Source organism: Stenotrophomonas sp. 05N37 (assembly GCF_056397365.1).
The window spans coordinates 71277-94389 of the sequence record NZ_JBFTNG010000006.1; the positions used below are offsets into that span (position 1 = coordinate 71277).

Sequence of the window (23113 nt, forward strand, 5' to 3'; positions counted from 1 at the left end):
ACCCATCCGCCCCACGCACGCCACCCGCACCGACAGCAATGCCCGCACCGGGCATCTGCCGAGCATGGCTCGGCACTACCGCCATGGGCAGGCCGACGCCGTCCGATGCGCCCGCAGCGCCTCCACGAGCGCCCACCCTTCACGCCCCCTTCGCCTTTTCCATTCGGCCCGGTATGCTGCCCGGACGTGAACTGGCGGATACTCAGGGCCAGAACACACTTTCATCAACGATTCCTGGAGGGGGAATATGAGTCTGGAACGTCCCTGGCTGCAGAGCTATCCCAACGGCGTGCCTGCCGAGATCGACGTCAACGAGTTCCATTCGGTCTCGGCCGTATTCGACACCTCGGTGGCCAAGTACCGCGACCGTCCCGCCTACTCCAGCTTCGGCAAGACCATCACCTACGGCGAAACCGACGCCCTGGTCGAGCAGTTCGCCGCCTACCTGCTGGGCGAACTGCAGCTCAAGAAGGGCGATCGCGTCGCCCTGATGATGCCCAACTGCCTGCAGTACCCGGTGGCCACCTTCGGCGTGCTGCGTGCCGGCCTCACCGTGGTGAACGTCAACCCGCTGTACACCGCGCGCGAACTCAGGCACCAGCTGGTCGATTCCGGCGCTGCGGTGCTCGTGGTGGTCGACAACTTCGGCGACACCGTGCAGCAGGTGCTGGCCGACACCCCGATCAAGCAGGTGATCACCACCGGCCTGGGCGACATGCTCGGTGCCAAGGGCGTACTGGTGAACTTCGTGCTGAAGTACATCAAGAAGATGGTGCCCAACTACAGCATCCGCGGCGCGGTGCGCTTCAACCAGGCGCTGAAGCTCGGCAGCCGGCACACCCTGCCCAAGGTCGAGATCGACCACGAAGATGTCGCCTTCCTGCAGTACACCGGCGGCACCACCGGCGTGGCCAAGGGCGCGATGCTGACCAACCGCAACCTGATCGCCAACATGCAGCAGGCCTCGGCGTGGCTGTCCACCTCGGGCATCGAGCCGGGCAAGGAAGTGATCATCACCGCCCTGCCGCTGTACCACATCTTCGCATTGACGGCGAACGGCCTGGTCTTCATGAAGTTCGGTGGCTGCAACCACCTGATCACCAACCCGCGCGACATGAAGGGCTTCGTCAAGGAACTCAAGGCGACCCGCTTCACCGCCATCACCGGCGTCAACACGCTGTTCAATGGCCTGCTCAACACCCCCGGCTTCGAGGAGATCGACTTTTCCACGGTGAAGTTCACCCTGGGGGGCGGCATGGCAGTGCAGCGCGCCGTGGCCGAGCGCTGGAAGAAGGCCACCGGCGTGACCCTGGTGGAAGCCTACGGCCTGACCGAAACCTCGCCGGCCGCCTGCATCAACCCGCTCAACCTGGCCGAGTACAACGGCGCCATCGGCCTGCCGATCCCGTCCACCGATGCCTGCGTCAAGGACGATGACGGCAAGACCCTCACCCCCGGTGAAGTGGGCGAGCTGTGCATCAAGGGCCCGCAGGTGATGAAGGGCTACTGGCAGCGCCCGGAAGAAACCGCCAAGGCCATCGATGCCGACGGCTGGTTGCACACCGGCGACATGGCGCGGATGGACGAGCACGGCTTCTTCTACATCGTCGACCGCAAGAAGGACATGATCCTGGTGTCCGGCTTCAACGTGTACCCCAACGAGGTCGAAGACGTCATCGCGATGATGCCCGGCGTGCTCGAAGTGGCCGCGGTAGGCGTGCCGGACGAGCGCTCGGGCGAAGTGGTCAAGGTGGTCATCGTCAAGAAGGACCCGAACCTGACCGCCGAGATGGTCAAGGAACACGCCCGGGCCAACCTGACCGGCTACAAGCACCCCAAAATCGTGGAATTCCGAAAGGAGCTGCCGAAGACCAACGTCGGCAAGATCCTGCGCCGCGAGTTGCGCGACAGCCCCGCCCCGTAAGGCTTTGCGGGTATCCGGGACGTAATGGGCCCCTGCCGGCGACGGCGGGGGCCTTTGCGTTGGGGCGCCCGGGGCCGGGCCCGGCCGGGCGGCGCTTGCGGGCGGTTCACATCGCGCGCATAGAATCATTCGCCGCCGCAGGTTCCAGCTCGCCCCCTTCATTCTCCGTCCGCATCGCGGTCGGCCGGACGGTCTTACGGAGAACTCCCATGTCTGCAGTCCATCCCTTTGCCCCGCGCCCGCAGCTGCACCCGACCCTGCGCATCACCGAAGAAACCCAGCGCGATGTGTACTGGATCCACATGCATGCCAACCTGGTCGACGAGCCCGGCCGCCCCTGCTTCGCCTCGCGGCTGGTGGACGACATCGTGGGCTACCAGCGCGAGCTGGGCGAACGCCTGAGCATTTCCCATGCACTGTCCCCGCACGTCGTGCTGGCCTCGGACAGCGACGTGTTCAACCTTGGCGGCGACCTGGAACTGTTCTGCCGCCTGATCCGCGAGGGCGACCGCGCGCGCCTGCTCGACTACGCCCAGCGCTGCGTGCGCGGGGTGCATGCCTTCCACGCCGGGCTGGGTGTGCGCGCGCACAGCATCGCGCTGGTCCAGGGCAATGCACTGGGCGGCGGCTTCGAAGCCGCGCTGAGCTGCCACACCATCGTGGCCGAGGAAGGCGTGCTGATGGGCCTGCCGGAGGTGCTGTTCGACCTGTTCCCGGGCATGGGCGCCTACTCCTTCATGTGCCAGCGGATCAGCCCGCGGCTGGCCGAGAAGATCATGCTGGAGGGCAACCTCTACACCGCACGCCAACTGCACGAGATGGGCCTGGTCGACGTGGTGGTGCCGGTCGGCGAAGGCGTGGCCGCGGTCGAACAGGTGATCAAGGACAGCCGCCGCATCCCGCATGCGTGGGCGGCGATGCGCGAGGTGTCGGAGGTGTCCAGCATGGTGCCGCTGCACGAAATGATGCGGATCACCGAGATCTGGGTGGATACGGCCATGCAGCTGGGTGAGAAGTCGCTGCGCACCATGGACCGGCTGGTGCGCGCGCAGGGGCGTCGCACCGGCGACGCTCGCTGACGTCCGGCCATGCTCAGGAGGGTGAGCTCAGGAAGGCGCGCACTCGTCGCCATCGCGCTGCCGCGACGCAGCCGCGCGGGCGTCGAGTGCCTTCCTTCCCTGCCGCAACGCGTTGACCAGATTCGGAACACGGAGGTTCCACTCGGCCTTGAGCTGCCAGTCGGGCATCCGCATCAATTCACCCCCGGCGGTGGCCACCTGGACCAGGCCGAGGTTGCTGGCCACCCCGCGCAGGGCGTGGGCGTGTTCGCGCAGCGGGTCCCAGGCCTGCGCTTCGCCGCTGGCCTGGATGCGCGCCACGCAGCCGTCCACATCGCTCAGGCATTGGGCGATGAACTGTTTTTCGAACCCATCCCCCATGCCCAGCGCGGCCAGCTCGTCGAGCACGGCCGGGTCCAGCGCGCCCGCGGTCAGCGGTGCGGCCGGCACCGCCTGCAGGCCAGGTTCGGGCCGGGTATTGGCCGCGATGTCGGCCAGGATATCCAGTAGCCGCGTAGCCACCACCGGCTTGGCCAGGAAGGCCCGTGCGCCGGCCTGCTCGCAGCGCAGGATCGAGTCGGGGGTGACATCGGCGCTGAGCACCATCACCGGGAGGTAGGGCATGCCGCTGGCCTGCATCACGCGCAGTTGCTTGAGCAGATCCAGCCCGCTCATGCCGGGCATGTGCAGGTCCACGATCGCGGTATCGAAGTCGGCCTGTTCGAGCATGTCCAGCACCTGCTCGCCACCGTTCACGCAGAACACCTTGTGCCCGGCTTTCTCCAGCAGCCGCTGCAACACCATGCGGTTGGCCTCGTGGTCATCGGCCACCAGCACGCGCATGCTGCGCACCCGCGCACGATGGCGCAGGAACGGGTTGGAGAAGGCGATAACGTTGCCGCCCTCGGTGGTCTCCCCCACCAGTACCGGCGTGGAGGCCACGTCCAGCGCGATCTCCACCCAGAACACGCTGCCGCGCGGTGCGTTGGGGCTGTAGCCGATCCGGCCGCCCATCGATTCGACCAGGCCCTTGGCGATGGACGTGCCCAGGCCGGTGCCCTCGTGGCGACGGGCCAGGCCCACGTCGGCCTGCTCGAAGGCATCGAACAAGCGGTCGCGCAGCACCGCCGGCACGCCGATGCCGCTGTCGCCGATCTCGAAGCGCAGCGTCACCCGCCCGGCGCCCTGCCCGTCCAGCACCGAGACCCGCAACTGCACGAAACCTTCGTCGGTGAACTTGACCGCATTGCCCATCAGGTTGAGCAGGATCTGCTGCAGGTGGCCGGCGTCGCCGAACAACCGCGGCGGCACCACGTCGTCCACGACCACCCGGTAGTCCAGCGCCTTGGTCCGGGCCTGCGGGGTCAGGATCAGGTTGATCGCCTGGAGGACGTCGGCGAGCGCGAACTCATGCCGCTCCACGCGCACCTTGCCGGCCTCGATCGCGGAGATGTCCAGCACCTCCTCCACCAGCGCCAGCAGGCTGCGCGCCGAGGCCTGGATGGTGTTGAGGCACTCGCGCTGCTCTTCATCCAGGCGGGTGGTGGCCAGCACCTCGGTCATGCCGGCCAGGCCGTTGAGCGGGGTGCGGAACTCGTGGCTCATGTTGGCCAGGAAGCGGCTCTTGGCCTCGTTGGCCTGGCGCGCCTCGGCCACTGCCCGGGTCAGCGCATGCAGCAGCGAATCGAAGTACAACGGGATGGCGCCCAGGCCCAGCAGCAGGCCCCAGCCGAGGTAGCTGTGCTGCTGCCAATACGGGCTGAGCGTGACCGTGCACAGGAATGCCAGGCAACCCATCGCCGTCGCCACGCGCAGGTAGGTGCTGCCGTAGCGCATGCCGTTGCCGATGGTCACCCACAGGCATACCGCATACAGCGGCGCGGCCGGCTCGCCCTGGATGGACATGATCACGCCCATGCAGGAATAGTCGGTGAGCATGCCGATCACCCGGCGCACGTGCGACACCCCGGGCCGGACCAGGATGCCGATCAGCAAACCGGCGGAGATGGTCAGCTCGAAGGCCAGGATCAGCCAGGTGGCCAGCAGCGTGTCGCCGTCGGTCTCCAGGTAGCGCCAGCCGAGGTAGATGATGAACAACGCCGTGATGGCGATGCGGATCAGGTTCTGCGCGTGCTCGCTGTCCGGGCGCCCGGACAGGCGCTGCTTGAAGCGGGCCAGAAGATGGCGTTTGGGCGCGGCGCCGGAGACGGGTACGTTCATGGGGGTTACTCGCGTGCGTCGGCGCAGCAGGGTCGAACAGAACATCGGCACGACCGCCAGGCCCAGCCACAGGAAGAAGGCCAGCCTGGCGTTGTCCATCCAGTACGGTGTCAGCAGCGTCGTAGCGCCGAAACTGAGCAGGGCCAACACCATCGCGGCAGTCAGGTAGTGGTTGCCGTAGCGCAGGCCGTTGCCGACCGTCACCCACATCACCACCACGTACACCCAGGCCAGCGGCTCGCCCATCTGCACCATGCCGACCGCGATCAGGCCATAGTCGGCCAGCATGCCCAGCACGCGGCGCGGGTGCGAACGCTGCGGCCGCCACAGCAGCCAGCCGAACAGCAGCAGCGATGCGCCGAGCCCGGTCAGCGCCGTGGCCAGCACCGCCTGGTACTGGTGCAGCAGGTGGTTGCGTGCTCCGGCCAGCAGCACGTACACCAGGATCAACGAGATCATCGCGATCCTGACGATCGCCTGGTTGTGCTCCGTATCCGGACGTTGCGCCAACCGACGCTTCAGCCACGGGTACAGGGGTTGCATCTCACATCCCCGGTCGGGACGACGCAGTGGAATGCTGCGCGCAGATCTCATCGAGCTGCTCGCGGCCGCGCAGCAGCGCGTCCACGCAACGCGGGTCGAACAGGCGGCCACGCTGTGCATACAGGTAGGCCAGGGTCGCTTCCATCGTCCATGCTTCCTTGTACGGGCGCGGCGAAATCAGGGCGTCCAGCACGTCGGCCACCGCCACGATCCGCGCTTCCAGCGGGATCGCATCGCCGATCAGGCCATCGGGGTAGCCACTGCCATCGTAGCGTTCGTGGTGGCGCAGCGCGATCAGCGCGCCGACCTGGATGAACCGGTTCTGGCTGCCGCTCAGCAGCTCATAGCCAATCCGCGGGTGCCGGCGCATGATCGCCAGCTCCTCTTCGTTGAGCTTGCCCGGCTTGAGCAGCACCGCATCGGGAATGGCGATCTTGCCCATGTCGTGCAACGGGGCGGCCATCTCGATCAGCTTGCATTCTTCTTCCGGCAGCCCGAGCTGCTCGGCGATCAGCCCGGCCACGTGCGCCATGCGTTCCAGGTAGGCGCTGGTGCCGGCATCACGGAACTCGATCGCGCGCGCCAGCCGCGACAGGGTCTCGCGTTCGCGCTCTTCCACCTCGTGCATGCTGGCCAGCAGCCGCTGCTCCAGCGACAGCGCGCGTTGCTTGACGTTCTCCGACTGCTGGCGCAACTGCAACAGGTTGTAGCAGCGGGCGCGCAGCTCGCGCGGCCGGATCGGCTTGACCAGGAAATCGATCACGCCCGCTTCCAGCGCGGCCTGGCGGATCGGCTCGTCGCCGACCACGGTGATCAGGATGACCGGGATGTCGCGGTGCTTGGGCAACCGGCGGAAGCGGCGGGCGAACTCCAGCCCGTCCATCTCCGGCATGCGGTAGTCGAGCAGCAGCAGGTCCACCGGGTGCGACTCGCACCAGGCCAGCGCGGTGAGCGGATCACCGAAGTCGTGCACGCTCAGTTCCGGCGCGATGTCCTCGATGACATGACGGAGCATGGTGCGCGCGGACGTCTGGTCGTCAACGATGACAATATTCAAGGATGCTTCCGCCGTCTTCCTGGACCACACTGGAACATGCTGCGGAAAGGATACTCCGCCACTTTGCACACTGGCACCTTGCATGGATCCGCCTCCCGTCGTGATCTGCCGGTTCATGATCGTGCTCATGGCGTGATGCGGATGTCATGCATCACCTGAACGATCCTCGCCTGGCCATCGCGCCCGGATACCGGGATGGCCACGCACGAAACCATACGCGCGCAGCCGCGGGAGCGGAACCCCGTCGCGGCTGCCCTCCCCGGGCAGCCGGACCTACGTCTCAGTTTTCGGGACGCATATACGGGAACAGCAGGACATCACGAATCGAACTGCTGCCGGTCAGCAGCATCACCAGCCGGTCGATGCCGATACCCAGGCCGCCGGTCGGGGCCATGCCGTACTCCAGCGCACGGATGTAGTCGGCGTCGTAGTGCATGGCCTCGTCGTCGCCGCCTTCCTTGGCCGTCACCTGTGCCTGGAAGCGGGCCGCCTGGTCTTCCGGGTCGTTCAACTCGGAGAAGCCGTTGGCCAGTTCCTTGCCGTTGATGAACAGCTCGAAGCGATCGGTATAGCCCGGCTGGTCGTCGTTGGCCCGGGCCAGCGGGGAGACCTCGACCGGGTGGTCGGTGATGAAGGTCGGCTGCACCAGGGTGTGCTCGACGGTGGCTTCAAAGATCTCCAGCAGCAGCTTGCCCCAGCCGTAGGACGGCTTGATGCGGATCTTCAGGCGCTCGCAATGGGCGGCCAGCGCGTCGCGGTCGGTGCAGTCGGCGGCGCTGATCTCCGGGTTGTGGTGGCGCACCGCCTCGTCCATGCGCCAGCGGCGGAACGCCGGGGCCAGGTCGATCGTGGCGCCGTCCCACTCCACCGTCGTGGTGCCCAGCACCTTGCTGGCCACGTCGCGGATCACGCCTTCGGTCAGGTCCATCACCTCGGTGTACGTGGCGTAGGCCTCGTACAGCTCCATCATGGTGAATTCCGGGTTGTGCCGGGTGCTGACGCCTTCATTGCGGAAGTTGCGGTTGATCTCGTACACGCGCTCCAGGCCACCCACGACCAGGCGCTTGAGGTACAGCTCCGGGGCCACGCGCAGGTACAGGTCCAGGTCCAGCGCGTTGTGGTGGGTGGTGAACGGCTTGGCCGTGGCGCCGCCGGGGATGTAATGCATCATCGGCGTTTCGACTTCCAGGAAGTCGCGGTTGTCCAGCCAGGCGCGCATGGCGCGGATGATCCGCGAGCGCTTGATGAAGACCTCGCGCGACTCCGGGGTCACGATCAGGTCGACGTAGCGCTGGCGGTAGCGCTGCTCCACGTCGGCCAGGCCGTGCCACTTGTCCGGCAGCGGGCGCAGCGACTTGGTCAGCAGGCGGATGCTGGTGGCCTTGACCGACAGCTCGCCGGTCTTGGTGCGGGTCAGGCCGCCTTCCACCGCGATGATGTCGCCCACGTCCCAGCCCTTGAAGGCGGTGTACGCATCGCCCAGGGTGCTGCCCTGCAGGAACAGCTGGATGCGGCCGGACTCGTCCTGGATCTGGGCGAAGCTGGCCTTGCCCATGACCCGCTTGGCCATCAGCCGGCCGGCCATCTTCACGTGGCGGTCGGCCGCTTCCAGCGCCTCGGCGGTCCACTGGTCGGCATCGGCGAATTCGGCCTGCAGGTTGCCGGCGAACTGCTCGCGACGGAAGTCGTTCGGGTAGGCGATGCCCTGCCCGCGCAGCGCGGTCAGTTTCGCGCGGCGCTCGGCGATGAGGCTGTTCTCGTCGACGGGGGGCTGCGGCGCGGGGGTCTGATCGTTCATGGCGTGGGTCTATGTATGGGGGGAGGTGCGAACCCCGCCATCATGCCGATGGACGGGGCAGAGTGCGAAATCCCCGGGCGGGCCCGGGGCGGGCGCATCGGGCCGCGCGCGGCGGCCCGACGGTCAGGCGTCGATGCGTTTGGAGCCCACGGCCAGGCCGGACTTCAGGCTGGCTTCGACGAATTCGTCGAGGTCGCCGTCCAGCACTTTCTGGGTGTCCGAGCGCTCGATGCCGGTGCGCAGGTCCTTGATCCGGCTCTGGTCGAGCACGTAATTGCGGATCTGGCTGCCCCAGCCGATGTCGGACTTGGTGGCTTCCACCGCATCGCGCTCGGCGTTGCGTTTCTGGATTTCCAGCTCGTACAGCTTGGCGGCCAGCATCTTCATCGCGTTGTCGCGGTTCTGGTGCTGGCTGCGGCCGGTCTGGCAGGCCACGACCGTATTGGTCGGGATGTGGGTAATACGCACCGCCGACTCGGTCTTGTTGACGTGCTGGCCACCCGCGCCGGAGGACCGGTACACGTCGGTACGCAGGTCGGCCGGGTTGATGTCGATCTCGATGTTGTTGTCCACTTCCGGGGACACGAACACCGAGGTGAAGCTGGTGTGGCGGCGGTTGTCCGAGTCGAACGGCGACTTGCGCACCAGGCGGTGCACGCCGGTCTCGGTCTTCAGCCAGCCATACGCGTAATCGCCTTCCACGCGCAGCGTGGCCGACTTGATGCCGGCGACGTCGCCACCGGACACTTCCATCAGCTCGGTCTTCCAACCGCGCGATTCGCACCAGCGCAGGTACATGCGCAGCAGGATTTCGGCCCAGTCCTGGGCTTCGGTGCCGCCGGCACCGGCCTGGATGTCCACGAACGCCGGGGCGGTATCCATCTGGCCGGAGAACATGCGCTGGAATTCCAGCTGCTCCACGTGCTTCTGGTACTTGTCCAGGTCGGCGACCACGGCCAGGGCGGTATCTTCGTCCTGTTCGCTCTCAGCCAGTTCCAGCAGTTCGCCCGACTCGGACAGCCCGTCGAGGATGGTGGCGATGCCGCCGACCGTCTTTTCCAGGGTGGCGCGTTCGCGGCCAAGGTTCTGGGCGTACTCGGCGTTGTTCCAGATGTCTGGGTTTTCCAGTTCCCGGGTTACTTCTTCCAGACGCTCTTTCTTGGCGTCGTAGTCAAAGATACCCCCTGAGCGAGAGCACGCGATCGGTCAGATCGGTGATTCGCTGGCGCACGGGATTGAGCTCGATCATATCGGCGGTGTTGAAGGCTTGGGACAAGACCGGAATTGTAGCCCAGGCCGCCCGTTCATGCTGGCGTGGCCGCGCTGACCGGCGGCGTGCCGCCCTGCCCCAGCGCCGCCCGCAGCCCCGGCAGCTGGCGGCGACTGCACGGCAGCGCGCTGCCATCGGCCAGGTGGGCGCGCGCCTCGCCGTTGTCCAGCGGCTCGATGGACACCAGAAAGCCCAGGTTGAGGACGTAGCTGCGGTGGATCCGGACGAACCGGGCCGGGTCCAGCCGGGCCTCCAGCGCGGCCATGGTGCTGCGCAGCGGGTAGTCGTGGCCGCGTACGTGCAGGTTCATGTAATTGCCCGCGGCCTGGGCGTATTCGATGTCGGCGGTCGCCACCAGGAAGTCGCGCCCCAGCTTGCGCACCAGGAACCGCTCCGGGCGATCGACCGGCTCCTCCGGCGGCACGTCCTCGGGCGCGACCAGCAGATGCGCCTCGCCCTGGCGGCGGCGCCCGAACCAGCTGAAAAAGTGCTCGAGCGCCACGAACGTGAAGAACGCGCGCACGTCCTTGAGGTATTCGTACAGCAGCCGGGTGGGCCAGCTGGAACCGTCCACGTAGTGCTCGCCCACGCTGGCGTAGGCCAGGTGGCGCAGGAGCATCATCCCCACTACGTGGACCAGCGACCACGCCACGCTGGCCAGCAGGTACAGCGGCAGTCGGCGCCGCCAGGTATCGGCGTGCAGCGGCCAGCGCTGGCAGCCCCACCACAGCAGGGGCAGCGTGAGCAGGATCAGCGTCGCGCTGCTCGCTTCCCAGACCAGCGGCTGCCAGAAGGCGAGCATCTCGCCGCGGCGCTGCGCGTCCATCACCTCGACCACCGCATTGGCCACGGCACTGCCGAGCAGGATCGCCGTCCAGACCAGCAGGCGGCTGGCCGGGCGCCAGCGCACCGGCTTGGAAGTGATCATGGGGGTATTCACGCGAAAGGCCCGACAGGATGCGGCAGGAGTCCGATTCTAGCTGCCGCCATGCGTCCCCTGAACCCGTCATTGGTCACTGCCTGCCGGTTCGGGGCCGCCTTCACCGCCGGTGCTGCCGCGGTGAAGGCAAGCCCCTGCATGCAGGCGCTACTTCACCTCGAACTCGCCCACCAGCACCGTGTCGGCGCGGTCCTTCAATCGCATCGTGACCTGCTGGTCGCGCTGCCGGCGGGTGCCCCAATGCGTGCTCAGGCGCAGGCTCAGCGTGGTGGCACCGGTGACCAGCTGCTCGCGGCTGCCGAAGAAGTTCGCTTCCACCTTGTACTTGCCCGGCTTGGCATCGCGCAGCGAGAACTGCTCGGGACCGTAGCCGCCGGTGAAGTCCTGCGACATCTGCCCGCCCTGATAGGTGAGGCGGTTGCCGTAGTACGCGCGCTCGCCATTGGGATCGGTCACCCACAGGTCCATGTCGCTGTTGTCGCTGTCCCAGCTGAGGACCACCCGCAGGTCCAGCGGCATCGCCCGGCGCAGGCGTGGATCGACCGCGCCCAGGTCCACGCGCTCGCGCGCGGCCAGCGTGTTCAACTCGTCCAGGGCGATCAGCGCGATGCCGTCGAAGCGCCGGTCCCACGGGCGCTCCACCACTTCGTTGAGCATCGCCACGGCCGGCGCGTACTGCCCGCTGGCCTCCAGTGCGAGGCCGAGGTCGCGGAAGCTCTGCGGTTCTTCCTCGCCCAGCCGCAGCACCTCGCGGAACACGGGCACGGCCAGCTCCGGCGCGCCGGCCTGCATCAGCCGGTAGCCAAGTACGCGCAGGACGTGGCGGTTCTCCAGCTGCATCTCGGCCAGGTTGGACAGCACCCGCAGCGCGAGGTCGCGCTGGCCCTTGGCCAGCAGCAGGTCGGCCACGTCCAGGTAGAAGGCGCTGCTGTCACTGTGCTGCGCGCGTTCGTCGAGGTAGGTGGCATAGAGCTGGGCCGGCGTGGCATCGCGCAGGCGGCGGGCATAGGCCGAATCCGGTGCCCACGGCGCCAGGCTGATGGCGATGGCACCGCGGTTGGCCGGGGCGACGGCGCGGGCGGCGGTCAGTTCCACCCCCTCGAGCTGGCTCCTGGCAGGGGCTACCAGCGCCATCGGCGCTGGCGGTGCGGGCGGCGACGGTGGGGTGACCCCGTCGTTGGCCAGGGCCTCCATCTGCGCCTGGGGTGCAGGCGCCGCGACCGCCACCGGCATCGTCATCGGCGCGGACTTTTCCAGGCCCTCGCTGCGTGCCGGGCGGTCCTTCGGCCAGCGCGTGTTCCACCAGCGCTCGCGGTCGGCGAACTGGCGTGCGATCTGGTCCAGGCGCTGGCGGCGCGCCTGCGTTTCATCGTCCAGCCGCAGCGCGTGCAGGCGGTCGTACTCGGCACGCCATGGGGCCGGCGCGCGGATGCCGTAACGCAGGTAGTCGTCCAGCGACTCGAGGACCAGCAGTGAGGTATCCGCGCCGACGATGCCGAACTGCTGCGACAGCGTGCGGATGTCGGCGGCGTGGGCAACCGGATCGGCGGCATACGTGGCCAGCATCGCGTTGGCCCAGGCCTGCGCGACCAGCCCGCCGTCCAGCGCACGCGCCGAGCGCACCGCAATGCGCTCGCGATGCAGGCGACCGTCAGCCAGGCGCAGCGCGACGTCGATCTGGCCATCGTCGCGCTGTACGCGCCCGGTAATCCGCAACCAGCCCTGGTTGGCACTGCCGGCATCGGCGGTCAGTTGATCCACGCCGGTGCCGTGCAGCGCCGCGACCTCGGCCGGCTGCTGCAACAGCAGGGGCAGCGCCGCCGCCACATCAGCCGGCGTGGACAGCACCAGCGCCTGGCCGTGGTGGGCCTGGGTCCAGGCGCGCAGCCGCGCGACGTCGGTGCGTGCGCCGGCGCTGCTGAGTGCATACAGGCGCTGGTCGGCGCCCAGGGGCGGCAAGGCCGGCGCCCCGTAGTTGGACAGGCCGTCGCTGACCAGCAGGTACTCGGGGATGTCCGCACGCGGGGTCCATGCGGTCAACGCGCTGGCGCCATCCAGCGGCAGGCTGGCCAGGTGCGCACGCAGCGCGCTCCAGTCGCCGCCATGGATGCGGAAGCTGCGGCTGGGTTCGGCACGATCGCGCAGCACCGTGAGGGCCACCTCGCCCTCGCCGATCGCACGGAAGTAGCCCTCCAGCACCGCCAGTTCCGCATCGCGGTCGCGCTGGCGTGCCGAGCCGGAGGCGTCCCACAGCAGTCCGATGCGACGCGGCAGCGCCCGCGGCGTGGCCTGCACCGGCAACGGCACCTGCGCCAGTAGGTAGCGCTGCCCGTCATGCAGCCCGGTCACCACGTCCGCCTGGCGCACCTGCGGCAACCGCCACTGGGCCTGCGCCGGCAGGGCGTCGCCGGCGCCCTGCCACTGCGCCACGTAGGCACCCTCGCGGGCACGGAACTGCCACAGCACAGGCGTGCTGGGCACCGGCGCCCCGGTCCCGCTGGCGTCCATCCGGACGCTGACCTGCCCCGCCCCGCGGGCAAACTGCAGCGGCAGGTTCCAGCGCAGGCCCTGCGCATCCACCGGCAGCGTCTGCCGCAGGGTCAGCGCCACGCGACGACTGCCCTTGGCGGGGATCGGGTACACGCGCAGCCGGAACTGGTTGCCCGCGGTCTGCTCGAGCAGGCCCGGATCGACCCGGCGCCGCTCGATCGCCTCGAATACCTGCCGTCCCTGCGCCTTGGGCACCGGCACCGCGTCGCGCAGCGTGCCGTCGATATCCAGCGCGAAGCCCGCCACCTGCTGGCCATCGGCCAGCGGGAATTCCAGCTGGCCCTCCAGCACCCGCGCATTGGGATTGTGGAACTCCATCTCGATGCGGGTCTCGCCCAGGCCCGCCACCACGTGGCTGTCCAGGCGCACCGTGCGCAGCTGCACCGGCCGCTCCGCCCCTGCCACCTGCAGCAGCGGCGCCGTTGCCGGCGGGCGCGGCGTCAGCGCCGGGCGCGTCTGCGCCATGCCCACCTGGCTTCCCAGCCACAGCATGCCGAGCATGCCGATCCCACGAAGTGCGCATTGCATGTGACGCTCCCGATCCGATGACAGCAGGTTGAACGGATCATGCGGGCAAACGGGGTTGAGGCAATGCAAGGCTTGGCGCGGGCATCGCCGTGGGCCAAGATGCCGCTCCCCCGAACCACGTCTACAAGGATGTCCCGATGCGCCCGACTGCCCTGCTGCCGCTGCTGCTGTTGGCCCCGGCCCTGGCTGCCCACGCCGCCCCCGCCACCAGCGGGCTGAGCTTCACCCACAATGACTGGACGCTGGCCTGCGACAACACCCGCACCTGCCGCGCGGCCGGCTACCAGAACGATGACGACGGCGACAACCCGCCGGTCTCGATCCTGCTCACCCGCCGCGCCGGCCCCGACCAGCCGGTCTCCGCCGAGCTGATGCTGGGCCAGTACGACGAGGTCACGCTGCCGAAGCAGCTGTCGCTGCAGATCAACGACGCCAAGCTCGGCGCGTTGAAGTACGCCGCCGCCGAGGGCACTGCGGAGCTGTCACCCGCGCAGGTGACGGCCCTGCTTGCCTCGCTGACCCGCAGCAGCCGCATCGTGCTGGTCGGCAACGACGGCAAGCGCTGGACCGTATCCGATCGCGGTGCTTCGGCGGTGCTGTTGAAGATGGACGAGTACCAGGGCCGGCTGGGCACGCCCGGCGCGCTGGTGCGCAAGGGCAAGAACCCCGAAAGCACGGTGCTGCCGCCCTTGCCGGTGCCGGTGGTGAGGCTGGTCAAGGCGGTGGCCACCCGCCCTGCCGACGAGGCGCTGGCCACCTCGGCCGCCCTGCGTGCGGCGCTGGCCGCGGCAACCTCGGCCGACGATTGCGAAGCGCTGCACCCGGGCGACAGCATGATCGCCAATGAAGGCCCGCAGGAGATCAGCGTGCAGCGGCTGAGCGCGAGCAAGCTGCTGGTGTCCCAGGCCTGCTGGCGTGCGGCCTACAACACCGGCGACGGCTACTGGGTGGTCAACGACCGCGCGCCGTACCAGCCGACGCTGGTCACCACCTCCGCCGTGGCCGATGACACGGTGACCATCGAGGAAGGCCACAAGGGCCGTGGCCTGGGCGACTGCTGGTACACCGCCAGCTGGGCCTGGAACGGCACTGCGTTCGTGCGCACCGCGGTATCCAGCTCGGGCCTGTGCCGGCTGGTCTCGGCCGGCGGTCCGTGGGACCTGCCGACGCTGGTGACCAAGGTCCAGAAGTAACCCCCCGCACCGGGCGCTGCGCGTTCGCCGCGCCGTGCCCCGGTGCAGCGCCGGGCGGCGTCAGGCATCGGCGCAATGCTCGATGATCAGCTGGATCGCCCCGCCGCCCCGGTAGTCATCGCTGACCAGCCGGTAGGCGATATGCACGTGGTTGGCCGGGGCGGTGCCCTTCCAGCCACTGAAATGGATGGCGTTGAGCGGCTCGGCACGGCCGGGCACCCGCAGGCTGAGCTTGAGGTGCTTTTCCTTCAGCACCTGCCAGCGCGCCACCTGGAAGTGGCCATCGAACAGCGGCTCGGGGAAGCCCTGCCCCCACGGGCCCGCCAGGCGCAGCGCCTCGGCATGCCGGAAGTCGAGTTCGGCGGGCGCCAGCTCGCCATCGCTCATCAACTGCTGCTGCAACGCGGCCGGGTCCATGCTCGCCGCGACCACCGCCACGAAAGCGCGTTGGAAGTCGTCCAGGCGCGCGTGCGGCAGGCTCAGGCCGGCCGCCATCGCGTGCCCACCGAACTTGTCGATCAGGCCCGGGTGCGCCGCGTTGACCAGCGCCAGTGCGTCGCGGATGTGGAAGCCGGGAATGGAACGGGCCGAGCCACGCAATGCGTCGCTGCCTGGTTCGGCGGGCGCGAAGGCGATCACCGGGCGATGCAGGCGGTCCTTCATTTTGGAGGCGACCAACCCGACCACGCCCGGGTGCCACTCGGCATCGAACAGGCACGCGGCGATCGGGCGTTCGCCTTCGGCACTGAGCACCGCCCGCGACACCGCCAGTTCGGCATCGTCGGTCATCAACTGCTGCACGGCGCGGCGCTCGGCGTTGATCTGCTCCAGCGTCTGCGCGATGTCGCGGGCCTGGCTGCGGTCTTCGGTGAGCAGCAGTTCGATGCCCAGCGCCATGTCTTCCAGGCGGCCCGCGGCGTTGAGCCGTGGCCCCAGCGCGAAGCCGATATCGGTCGCGCTCAGCCGGGCCGGGTCGCGGCCGCTGGCCTCGATCAACGCCTGCAGGCCCACGCAGCCCTGCCCCGCACGCAGGCGGCGCAGGCCGGCGGCGACCAGCGCACGGTTGTTGGCATCCAGCGCCACCAGGTCGGCGACGGTACCGACGGCGACCAGGTCCAGCAGGGTCAGCAGGTCCGGCTCGGGGCCGGCGCCGAACGCACCCTGCCCGCGCAGGTGCCGGCGCAGGGCCATCAACACGTAGAAGATCACGCCGACGCCGGCCAGCGACTTGCTCGGGAACGCATCGCCATCGATGTTCGGGTCCACCAGCGCATCGGCCGGCGGCAACTGCTCGCCGGGCAGATGATGGTCGGTGACCAGCACCTTCCAGCCCAGCGCCTTGGCGGCGCGGACGCCCGCATGGCAGGCGATGCCGTGGTCGACGGTGACCAGCAGGCCGGGCTGCAGCGGGGCCAGGTCGGCCACCAGCGAGGGAGAGAGGCCGTAGCCGTGCAGCATGCGGTTGGGCACGGCATGGACCACGTCGCGCGCGCCGAGCATGCGCAACCCGCGCACGCCGACGGCGCAGGCGGTGGCGCCATCGCAGTCGAAATCGCCCACCACCAGGATCCGTTCGTCGTTGGCGATGGCCGTCGCCAGCAGCTCCACCGCCGCCTGCATGCTGCCCATCAGCTCCGGCGCATGCAGCTGGGCCAGCTTGGGGTGCGCCTGCGCGGCATCGGTGACACCGCGCGCAGCGTACAGGCGTTGCAGCAACGGAAGCATATCGGCGGGCCACGCCGTGGCGGCAGGCGCAAGCGGGCGGCGCTGGATCTGGGGCGTATCGGAAGAAGGCAAGGCAGGCTCGGATGGCGGGCGGAACGCCGAACACGTATCGACGCGCACCATGATACCGGCTGCTGGCGGCGACCTGCCGCACACACGGGTCGGGCAGAGCCACCCCATGGGTGGCTGCGCGCGGTGCCGGAACGAAATGCAGCCACGCATGGCGTGGCTCTACGAGGTGATGCCGATCCGGTTGCGCCCCCCTATGGGCGGCCGCGCCTCACGCGTCGTGCAGCTGTAGCGGCTTTTTCCAGAAGCGCCAGCGCTGGCCCTTGTCGATCTCGAAGCGTACCCCGTCCTCGAAATCCAGCACCAGCCGGCGCAGTTCGCCACGCTGCAGCGCCGACAACAACGGACGGATCGCATCGTTGCCCAACTGGTCCAACGAGCGCAGCTGGCGCAGGTCGACCAGGGCGTCCACCTGCTGTTCGTTGTTGGCCTGCAGCCCGGCTGCCTTGGCCAAGGCCTGCAGCAGCGCCTCGCGGCTGCGGACCTGGGCATGGGCGGTATGCACCGACTGCGGCAACGCGCCGCCGCCCCAGAACCACAGCGAATTGATCGCACGCTTGCCGTCGGCCACGCGCTGCTGGTTCCAGTCGTGGGTATGCAGCACCACCTGCGCTTCGGTCAGCAGGGCGCGCCATCGGCGCCCCGCATCGCCGTCCGGAAGATGCGCGAAGAGGTCGTCGCCCAGCACGTCATCGGGGCTGTGGAAGTCCGGCAGCGTGGTGCCCGGCGGCAGGCGCAGGTACCAGCGTGAGGGCACCGGCGCATCCAGGATGAACCCGAACCCGGCGAACAACGGTTGCAAGGCCGGCAGCAGCTGGGCCACGTCCTCGGCATCGGGCCGCAGCGTGTCGCCGTGGCCCATCATCCGTGCGCCCTGCATGTCCGGCACGACATTGGCCGGGTCTGCACGCAACCAGATCGCGTCCCCGGCGTCGCCGACATCCAGTTGGCGGGTCAGCGCGGCAACCGGCCACTGCGCCGGCTGCAGCTGGAAATGCCGCTGCAACTGGGCGCGTTCACCCCCATCCACGCTGCTGCGTTCGGCACGACCGAGCGCCTTGGCCACGTCATCGGGCAAAGGCGCCGCCGGAAACCGGCTGCGCGCCGGCAGCAGCAGCGTGGCGGTGGCCATGTCAGTCCAGGTACTGGACGCTGACGATTTCGTACTCGCGCTGGCCGGCCGGTGCGTCGATGGTGACCGCGTCGCCTTCCAGCTTGCCGATCAGGGCGCGCGCCAGCGGCGACGAGATCGCGATCAGGCCCAGCTTGATGTCGGCCTCCAGGTCGCCCACGATCTGGTAGCGCTTCTCTTCATCGCTTTCCACGTCCGACAGCTCCACCGTCGCGCCGAACACCACTTTGCTGCCGGCGTTGAGCTTGGTGATGTCGATGATCTCGGCGTGCGAAAGCTCACCTTCCAGCTGCTTGATGCGGCCTTCGATGAAGCCCTGCTCTTCGCGCGCGGCGTGGTACTCGGCGTTCTCCTTGAGATCGCCGTGCTCGCGCGCCTCGGCGATCGCCGCGATGACCTTGGGGCGCTTGACCGACTTCAGGTGGTCAAGCTCTTCGCGCAGACGCTGCGCGCCCTTCAGGGTGATCGGTGCTCTCATGCGTTCAACTCCTTGTGCAGTTCCTGCAGCGACCAGACCGGGCCGGTACCGCGGAATTCCAGTGATTGCACCAGCGCCTTGGCGCCGGCAATGGTGGTCGAATAGGTGACGCGGTGCTGCAGCGCCTCGCGACGGATCGAGAACGAGTCGTTGATCGCCGCGCGACCTTCGGTCGTGTTGACGATATACACGATCTCGCCGTTCTTGATCGAATCGACGATGTGCGGGCGGCCTTCGACGACCTTGTTGACGATCTCGCAGTCCATGCCGTGCTGCTGCAGCCACGCACCGGTGCCACGGGTGGCGACCAGGGTGTAGCCACGCTCCAGCAGGGCCTGGGCGACCGGCAGCACGCGCTGCTTGTCCGGGTCACGCACCGAGACGAAGGCCTTGCCCAGCGGCGGGGCCTTGATACCGCCGGCTTCCTGCGCGCGCGCGAAGGCGGCGCTGAAGCTGCGGCCCACGCCCATCACCTCGCCGGTGGAACGCATCTCCGGCCCGAGGATCGGATCGACGCCCTGGAACTTGGCGAACGGGAAGATCGCTTCCTTGACCGAGTAGTAATCCGGCACGATTTCCTTGGTGGCGCCCTGTTCGGCCAGGGTCTTGCCGGCCATGCAGCGCGCGGCGATCTTGGCCAGCGCCATGCCGGTGGCCTTGGACACGAACGGCACGGTGCGCGACGCACGCGGGTTCACTTCCAGCAGGTAGACGATGTCTTCGCCGTTCTCGCCGGCCTGGATGGCGAACTGGGTGTTCATCAGGCCGACCACGTTCAGGGCCTTGGCCAGCTCGACCACCTGGCGGCGCAGCTCGGCCTGCGTTTCGGCCGACAGCGAGTACGGCGGCAGCGAGCAGGACGAGTCGCCCGAATGCACGCCGGCCTCTTCGATGTGCTCCATCACCCCGCCGATCAGCACGTTGCCGTCCTTGTCGGCAATGATGTCCACGTCCACTTCCACGGCGTTGTCCAGGAAGCGGTCCAGCAGCACCGGCGAGTCGTTGGAGACCTTGACCGCGTCGCGCACGTAGCGGGCCAGATCGGATTCACCGTAGACGATTTCCATCGCACGGCCGCCCAGCACGTAGCTCGGGCGCACCACCAGCGGGTAGCCGATCTCGCGGGCCAGCAGCAGGGCTTCCTGGTCGTTGCGGGCGATGCGGTTCGGCGGCTGCTTCAGGCCCAGCTTGTCCACCAGCTGCTGGAAACGCTCGCGGTCTTCAGCCAGGTCGATCGAGTCCGGCGAGGTGCCGATCACCGGCACGCCATTGGCTTCCAGCGCGCGCGCCAGCTTCAGCGGGGTCTGGCCGCCGTACTGCACGATCACGCCCTTCGGCTGTTCCAGCTCGACGATCTCCAGCACGTCTTCCAGCGTCAGCGGCTCGAAGTACAGGCGGTCGGAGGTGTCGTAATCGGTGGAGACGGTTTCCGGGTTGCAGTTGACCATGATGGTTTCAAAGCCATCCTCGCGCAGCGCGAGTGCCGCGTGCACGCAGCAGTAGTCGAACTCGATGCCCTGGCCGATGCGGTTCGGACCGCCGCCCAGGATCATGATCTTGTCGCGGTTGCTCGGCGCCGCTTCGCACTCGTCCTCGTAGGTCGAGTACAGGTAGGCGGTGCTGGTGGCGAACTCGGCCGCGCAGGAATCCACGCGCTTGTACACCGGGCGCACCTTGTGGGCACGACGCAGCGCGCGCACGGCCGCTTCGTTGGTCCCGGTCAGTTCGGCCAGGCGGGCGTCGGAGAAGCCGGCGCGCTTGAGCTTGCGCAGGCGCGCGGCGTCGAGCGCATCGATGCCCTCGGCCGCGACCTGCGCTTCGGCCTGGATGATTTCTTCGATCTGGTCCAGGAACCACGGGTCGATGTGCGACAGCGCGAACACGTCTTCCACGCTGAAACCGGCGCGGAACGCATCGCCGACGAAGAACAGGCGCTCCGGGCCCGGCGCCTTGAGCTCGCGCTTGAGGGTGGTGATGTCGTCCTCGTTGGACAGGTCCAGACCGGTCGGGTCCAGGCCGATCTTGCCGGTTTCCAGGCCACGCAGGGCCTTCTGCAGCGATTCCTGGAAGGTGCGGCCCATCGCCATCACCTCGCCCACCGACTTCATCTGGGTGGTCAGGCGCGCATCGGCGGCCGGGAACTTCTCGAAGGCGAAGCGCGGGATCTTGGTGACGACGTAATCGATCGACGGCTCGAACGAGGCCGGGGTCAGGCCGCCGGTGATTTCGTTCTTCAATTCGTCCAGGGTGTAACCCACCGCCAGCTTGGCGGCGACCTTGGCGATCGGGAAGCCGGTGGCCTTGGAGGCCAGCGCCGAGGAGCGCGACACGCGCGGGTTCATCTCGATCACCACCACGCGGCCGGTGGTCGGGCTGATGCCGAACTGCACGTTGGAGCCGCCGGTATCCACGCCGATCTTGCGCAGCACGGCGATGGAGGCATCGCGCAGGCGCTGGTATTCCTTGTCGGTCAGGGTCTGCGCCGGGGCCACGGTGATCGAGTCACCGGTGTGCACGCCCATCGGGTCCAGGTTCTCGATCGAGCAGACGATGATGCAGTTGTCGGCGGTGTCGCGCACCACCTCCATCTCGAACTCCTTCCAGCCCAGCACCGACTCTTCCACCAGCACTTCGGTGGTCGGCGACAGTTCCAGGCCGCGGGTCACGATATCGACCAGCTCTTCGCGGTTGTAGGCGATGCCGCCACCGCTGCCGCCCAGGGTGAAGCTGGGGCGGATGATGGTCGGGTAGCCGACGCGGGTCTGGATCTCGATCGCTTCTTCAAGCGTGTGCGCCACCGCCGCCGACGGGCATTCCAGGCCGATCTCGCCCATCGCCACGCGGAACAGCTCGCGGTCTTCGGCCATGCGGATCGCGTCGCGCTTGGCGCCGATCAGTTCGACGTTGTACTTCTCCAGCACGCCGTTGTCGGCCAGGTCCAGCGCGCAGTTCAGCGCGGTCTGGCCGCCCATGGTCGGCAGCAGGGCGTCGGGCTTTTCCTTGGCGATGATCTTCTCGACCGTCTGCCAGTTGATCGGCTCGATGTAGACCGCGTCGGCCATCTCCGGGTCGGTCATGATCGTGGCCGGATTGCTGTTGACCAGCACCACGCGGTAGCCCTCGTCACGCAGCGCCTTGCAGGCCTGCGCGCCGGAGTAATCGAACTCACAGGCCTGGCCGATGACGATCGGGCCAGCACCGATGATGAGGATGGTTTTAAGGTCAGTGCGCTTGGGCATTGTCTTCTCTAAGTCAGTACAGCGTGTCGGGGTGATCGCACGCTGTCGATCAGGAAACTTCCGGGGTGCAGCGCCGCGCCGAAGGCAGCGGCAGTGCAGGACGTCGCGATCCGTCGCGATGCCGCCGGGCTCGCCGGCGGCGACGCGTCAGGCCTTGGCCTGCGCCATCAGGTCCACGAAACGGTCGAACAGCGGGCTGACGTCGTGCGGGCCCGGCGAGGCTTCCGGGTGGCCCTGGAAGGAGAACGCCGGCACGTCGGTGCGCGCGATGCCCTGGTTGGTGCCATCGAACAGCGAGCGGTGGGTGACCCGCAGGGTCGCCGGCAGCGTGGCTTCATCCACCGCGAACCCGTGGTTCTGCGAGGTGATCATCACCCGGCCATCGTCCAGGTCCTGCACCGGGTGGTTGGCACCGTGGTGGCCGTGGCCCATCTTGACCGTCTTGGCGCCGGAGGCCAGCGCCAGCAACTGGTGGCCCAGGCAGATGCCGAACACCGGCAGCTTCTTGTCCAGGAACACCTTGATCGCCTCGATCGCGTAGTCGCACGGTTCCGGATCGCCCGGTCCGTTGGACAGGAACACGCCGTCCGGGTTCATTGCCAGCACCTCGGCGGCCGGGGTCTGCGCCGGCACCACGGTGATCTCGCAGCCGCGCTCGGCCAGCATGCGCAGGATGTTGAGCTTGGCGCCGAAATCGTAGGCCACCACCTTGAACCTCGGCGCAGCGCTGACGAACTCGTTGCTGTCCAGGTCCAGCTGGCCTTCGGTCCAGGGGTAGGCCTTGTCGGTGCTTACCACCTTGGCCAGGTCCATGCCCTTCAGGCCCGGGAACTTGCGTGCCGCTTCCAGCGCCGTCTCCACGTTGAGGCCGTCGCCGGCCATCAGCGCACCGTTCTGCGCGCCGCGCTCGCGCAGGATGCGGGTCAGCTTGCGGGTATCGATGCCGGAAATGGCCACCACGCCACGCTGCAGCAGCCAGTCCTGCAGCGACACCTGGCTGCGCCAGTTGCTGGGACGGCGCGGCACGTCGCGCACGATCAGACCGGCCGACCAGACCTTGTGGGCCTCGTCGTCCTGGTCGGTCATGCCGGTGTTGCCGATATGCGGGTAGGTCAGCGTGACCATCTGCCGGGCGTAGGAAGGGTCAGTCAGCACTTCCTGGTAACCGGTCAGCGCGGTGTTGAACACCACCTCACCGACGGACAGGCCGGGCGCGCCTACGGATTCGCCCTCGAATACGGTGCCGTCTTCGAGGACGAGGATTGCGGCTTGGGTCACGGAATTCTCACTTTGGCTACCGATGGGGTCACCGAAGTCACGCCTGCGCTTCACGAAAAAGCGGCTGCAAAAAAGCGCGGACGGCGGTGCGGGACCGGTCCGGCTGTCGTG

General features: G+C 68.2%; 14 protein-coding genes. 3 read left to right on the plus strand and 11 right to left on the minus strand.

The window, feature by feature from the left end:
• Positions 1-247: 247 nt before the first annotated feature.
• Positions 248-1924 (plus strand): long-chain fatty acid--CoA ligase, encoded by a 1677-nt coding sequence (locus AC1DGC_RS15985; RefSeq protein ID WP_259202479.1) that lies wholly within the window; start codon positions 248-250, stop codon positions 1922-1924.
• A gap of 209 nt (positions 1925-2133) precedes the next feature.
• Complete coding sequence (gene rpfF, locus AC1DGC_RS15990) at positions 2134-3003, plus strand: diffusible signal factor synthase RpfF (RefSeq protein WP_259202478.1); 870 nt, start codon at positions 2134-2136, stop codon at positions 3001-3003.
• 27 nt (positions 3004-3030) lie between these two features.
• Here the strand turns inward: rpfF and AC1DGC_RS15995 are convergent, their stop codons facing one another.
• From AC1DGC_RS15995 to AC1DGC_RS16020, 6 genes are all read right to left on the minus strand, one after another.
• Entirely contained in the window at positions 3031-5202 is a 2172-nt protein-coding gene (locus AC1DGC_RS15995) for a response regulator (protein WP_478048381.1), read from the minus strand.
• Between the two features lie 544 nt (positions 5203-5746).
• Positions 5747-6886, minus strand: coding sequence for a cyclic di-GMP phosphodiesterase response regulator RpfG (gene rpfG, locus AC1DGC_RS16000; RefSeq protein WP_259202475.1), 1140 nt, complete (start codon positions 6884-6886; stop codon positions 5747-5749).
• A 196-nt stretch (positions 6887-7082) separates the two neighbouring features.
• Positions 7083-8600, minus strand: coding sequence for a lysine--tRNA ligase (lysS, locus tag AC1DGC_RS16005; protein ID WP_259202474.1), 1518 nt, complete (start codon positions 8598-8600; stop codon positions 7083-7085).
• A gap of 123 nt (positions 8601-8723) precedes the next feature.
• A protein-coding gene (prfB, locus tag AC1DGC_RS16010) for a peptide chain release factor 2 (RefSeq protein WP_259203508.1) occupies positions 8724-9849 on the minus strand; the annotation gives its coding sequence in 2 pieces (ribosomal slippage) (positions 8724-9773 and positions 9775-9849; 1125 coding nt in all).
• A 55-nt stretch (positions 9850-9904) separates the two neighbouring features.
• The gene (locus AC1DGC_RS16015; protein WP_478048323.1) at positions 9905-10798 is read right to left on the minus strand and encodes a LytTR family DNA-binding domain-containing protein; all 894 of its coding nucleotides are present in this window, start codon (positions 10796-10798) and stop codon (positions 9905-9907) included.
• A gap of 159 nt (positions 10799-10957) precedes the next feature.
• Positions 10958-13888 (minus strand): VIT domain-containing protein, encoded by a 2931-nt coding sequence (locus AC1DGC_RS16020; protein ID WP_478048324.1) that lies wholly within the window; start codon positions 13886-13888, stop codon positions 10958-10960.
• A gap of 137 nt (positions 13889-14025) precedes the next feature.
• Here AC1DGC_RS16020 and AC1DGC_RS16025 point away from each other — a divergent pair, with 137 nt between their 5' ends.
• A complete protein-coding gene (locus AC1DGC_RS16025; protein ID WP_478048325.1) occupies positions 14026-15081 on the plus strand; it encodes a DUF1176 domain-containing protein in 1056 nt (351 codons plus the stop codon).
• Between the two features lie 60 nt (positions 15082-15141).
• Here AC1DGC_RS16025 and recJ read toward each other — a convergent pair whose 3' ends face one another.
• The 5 genes from recJ to carA all read right to left on the minus strand — a co-directional run bounded on the left by recJ (position 15142) and on the right by carA (position 23002).
• Positions 15142-16929, minus strand: a complete 1788-nt coding sequence (gene recJ, locus AC1DGC_RS16030) for a single-stranded-DNA-specific exonuclease RecJ (RefSeq protein ID WP_478048326.1) — start codon at positions 16927-16929, stop codon at positions 15142-15144.
• Positions 16930-17086: 157 nt separating this feature from the next.
• Positions 17087-18007, minus strand: coding sequence for a phosphoglycerate mutase (locus AC1DGC_RS16035; RefSeq protein WP_478048327.1), 921 nt, complete (start codon positions 18005-18007; stop codon positions 17087-17089).
• Position 18008: 1 nt separating this feature from the next.
• Positions 18009-18473, minus strand: a complete 465-nt coding sequence (gene greA / locus AC1DGC_RS16040; RefSeq protein WP_026069738.1) for a transcription elongation factor GreA — start codon at positions 18471-18473, stop codon at positions 18009-18011.
• 8 nt (positions 18474-18481) lie between these two features.
• Entirely contained in the window at positions 18482-21724 is a 3243-nt protein-coding gene (gene carB / locus AC1DGC_RS16045; RefSeq protein ID WP_259202465.1) for a carbamoyl-phosphate synthase large subunit, read from the minus strand.
• Positions 21725-21871: 147 nt separating this feature from the next.
• A complete protein-coding gene (gene carA, locus AC1DGC_RS16050; RefSeq protein ID WP_259202464.1) occupies positions 21872-23002 on the minus strand; it encodes a glutamine-hydrolyzing carbamoyl-phosphate synthase small subunit in 1131 nt (376 codons plus the stop codon).
• Positions 23003-23113 lie beyond the last annotated feature (111 nt).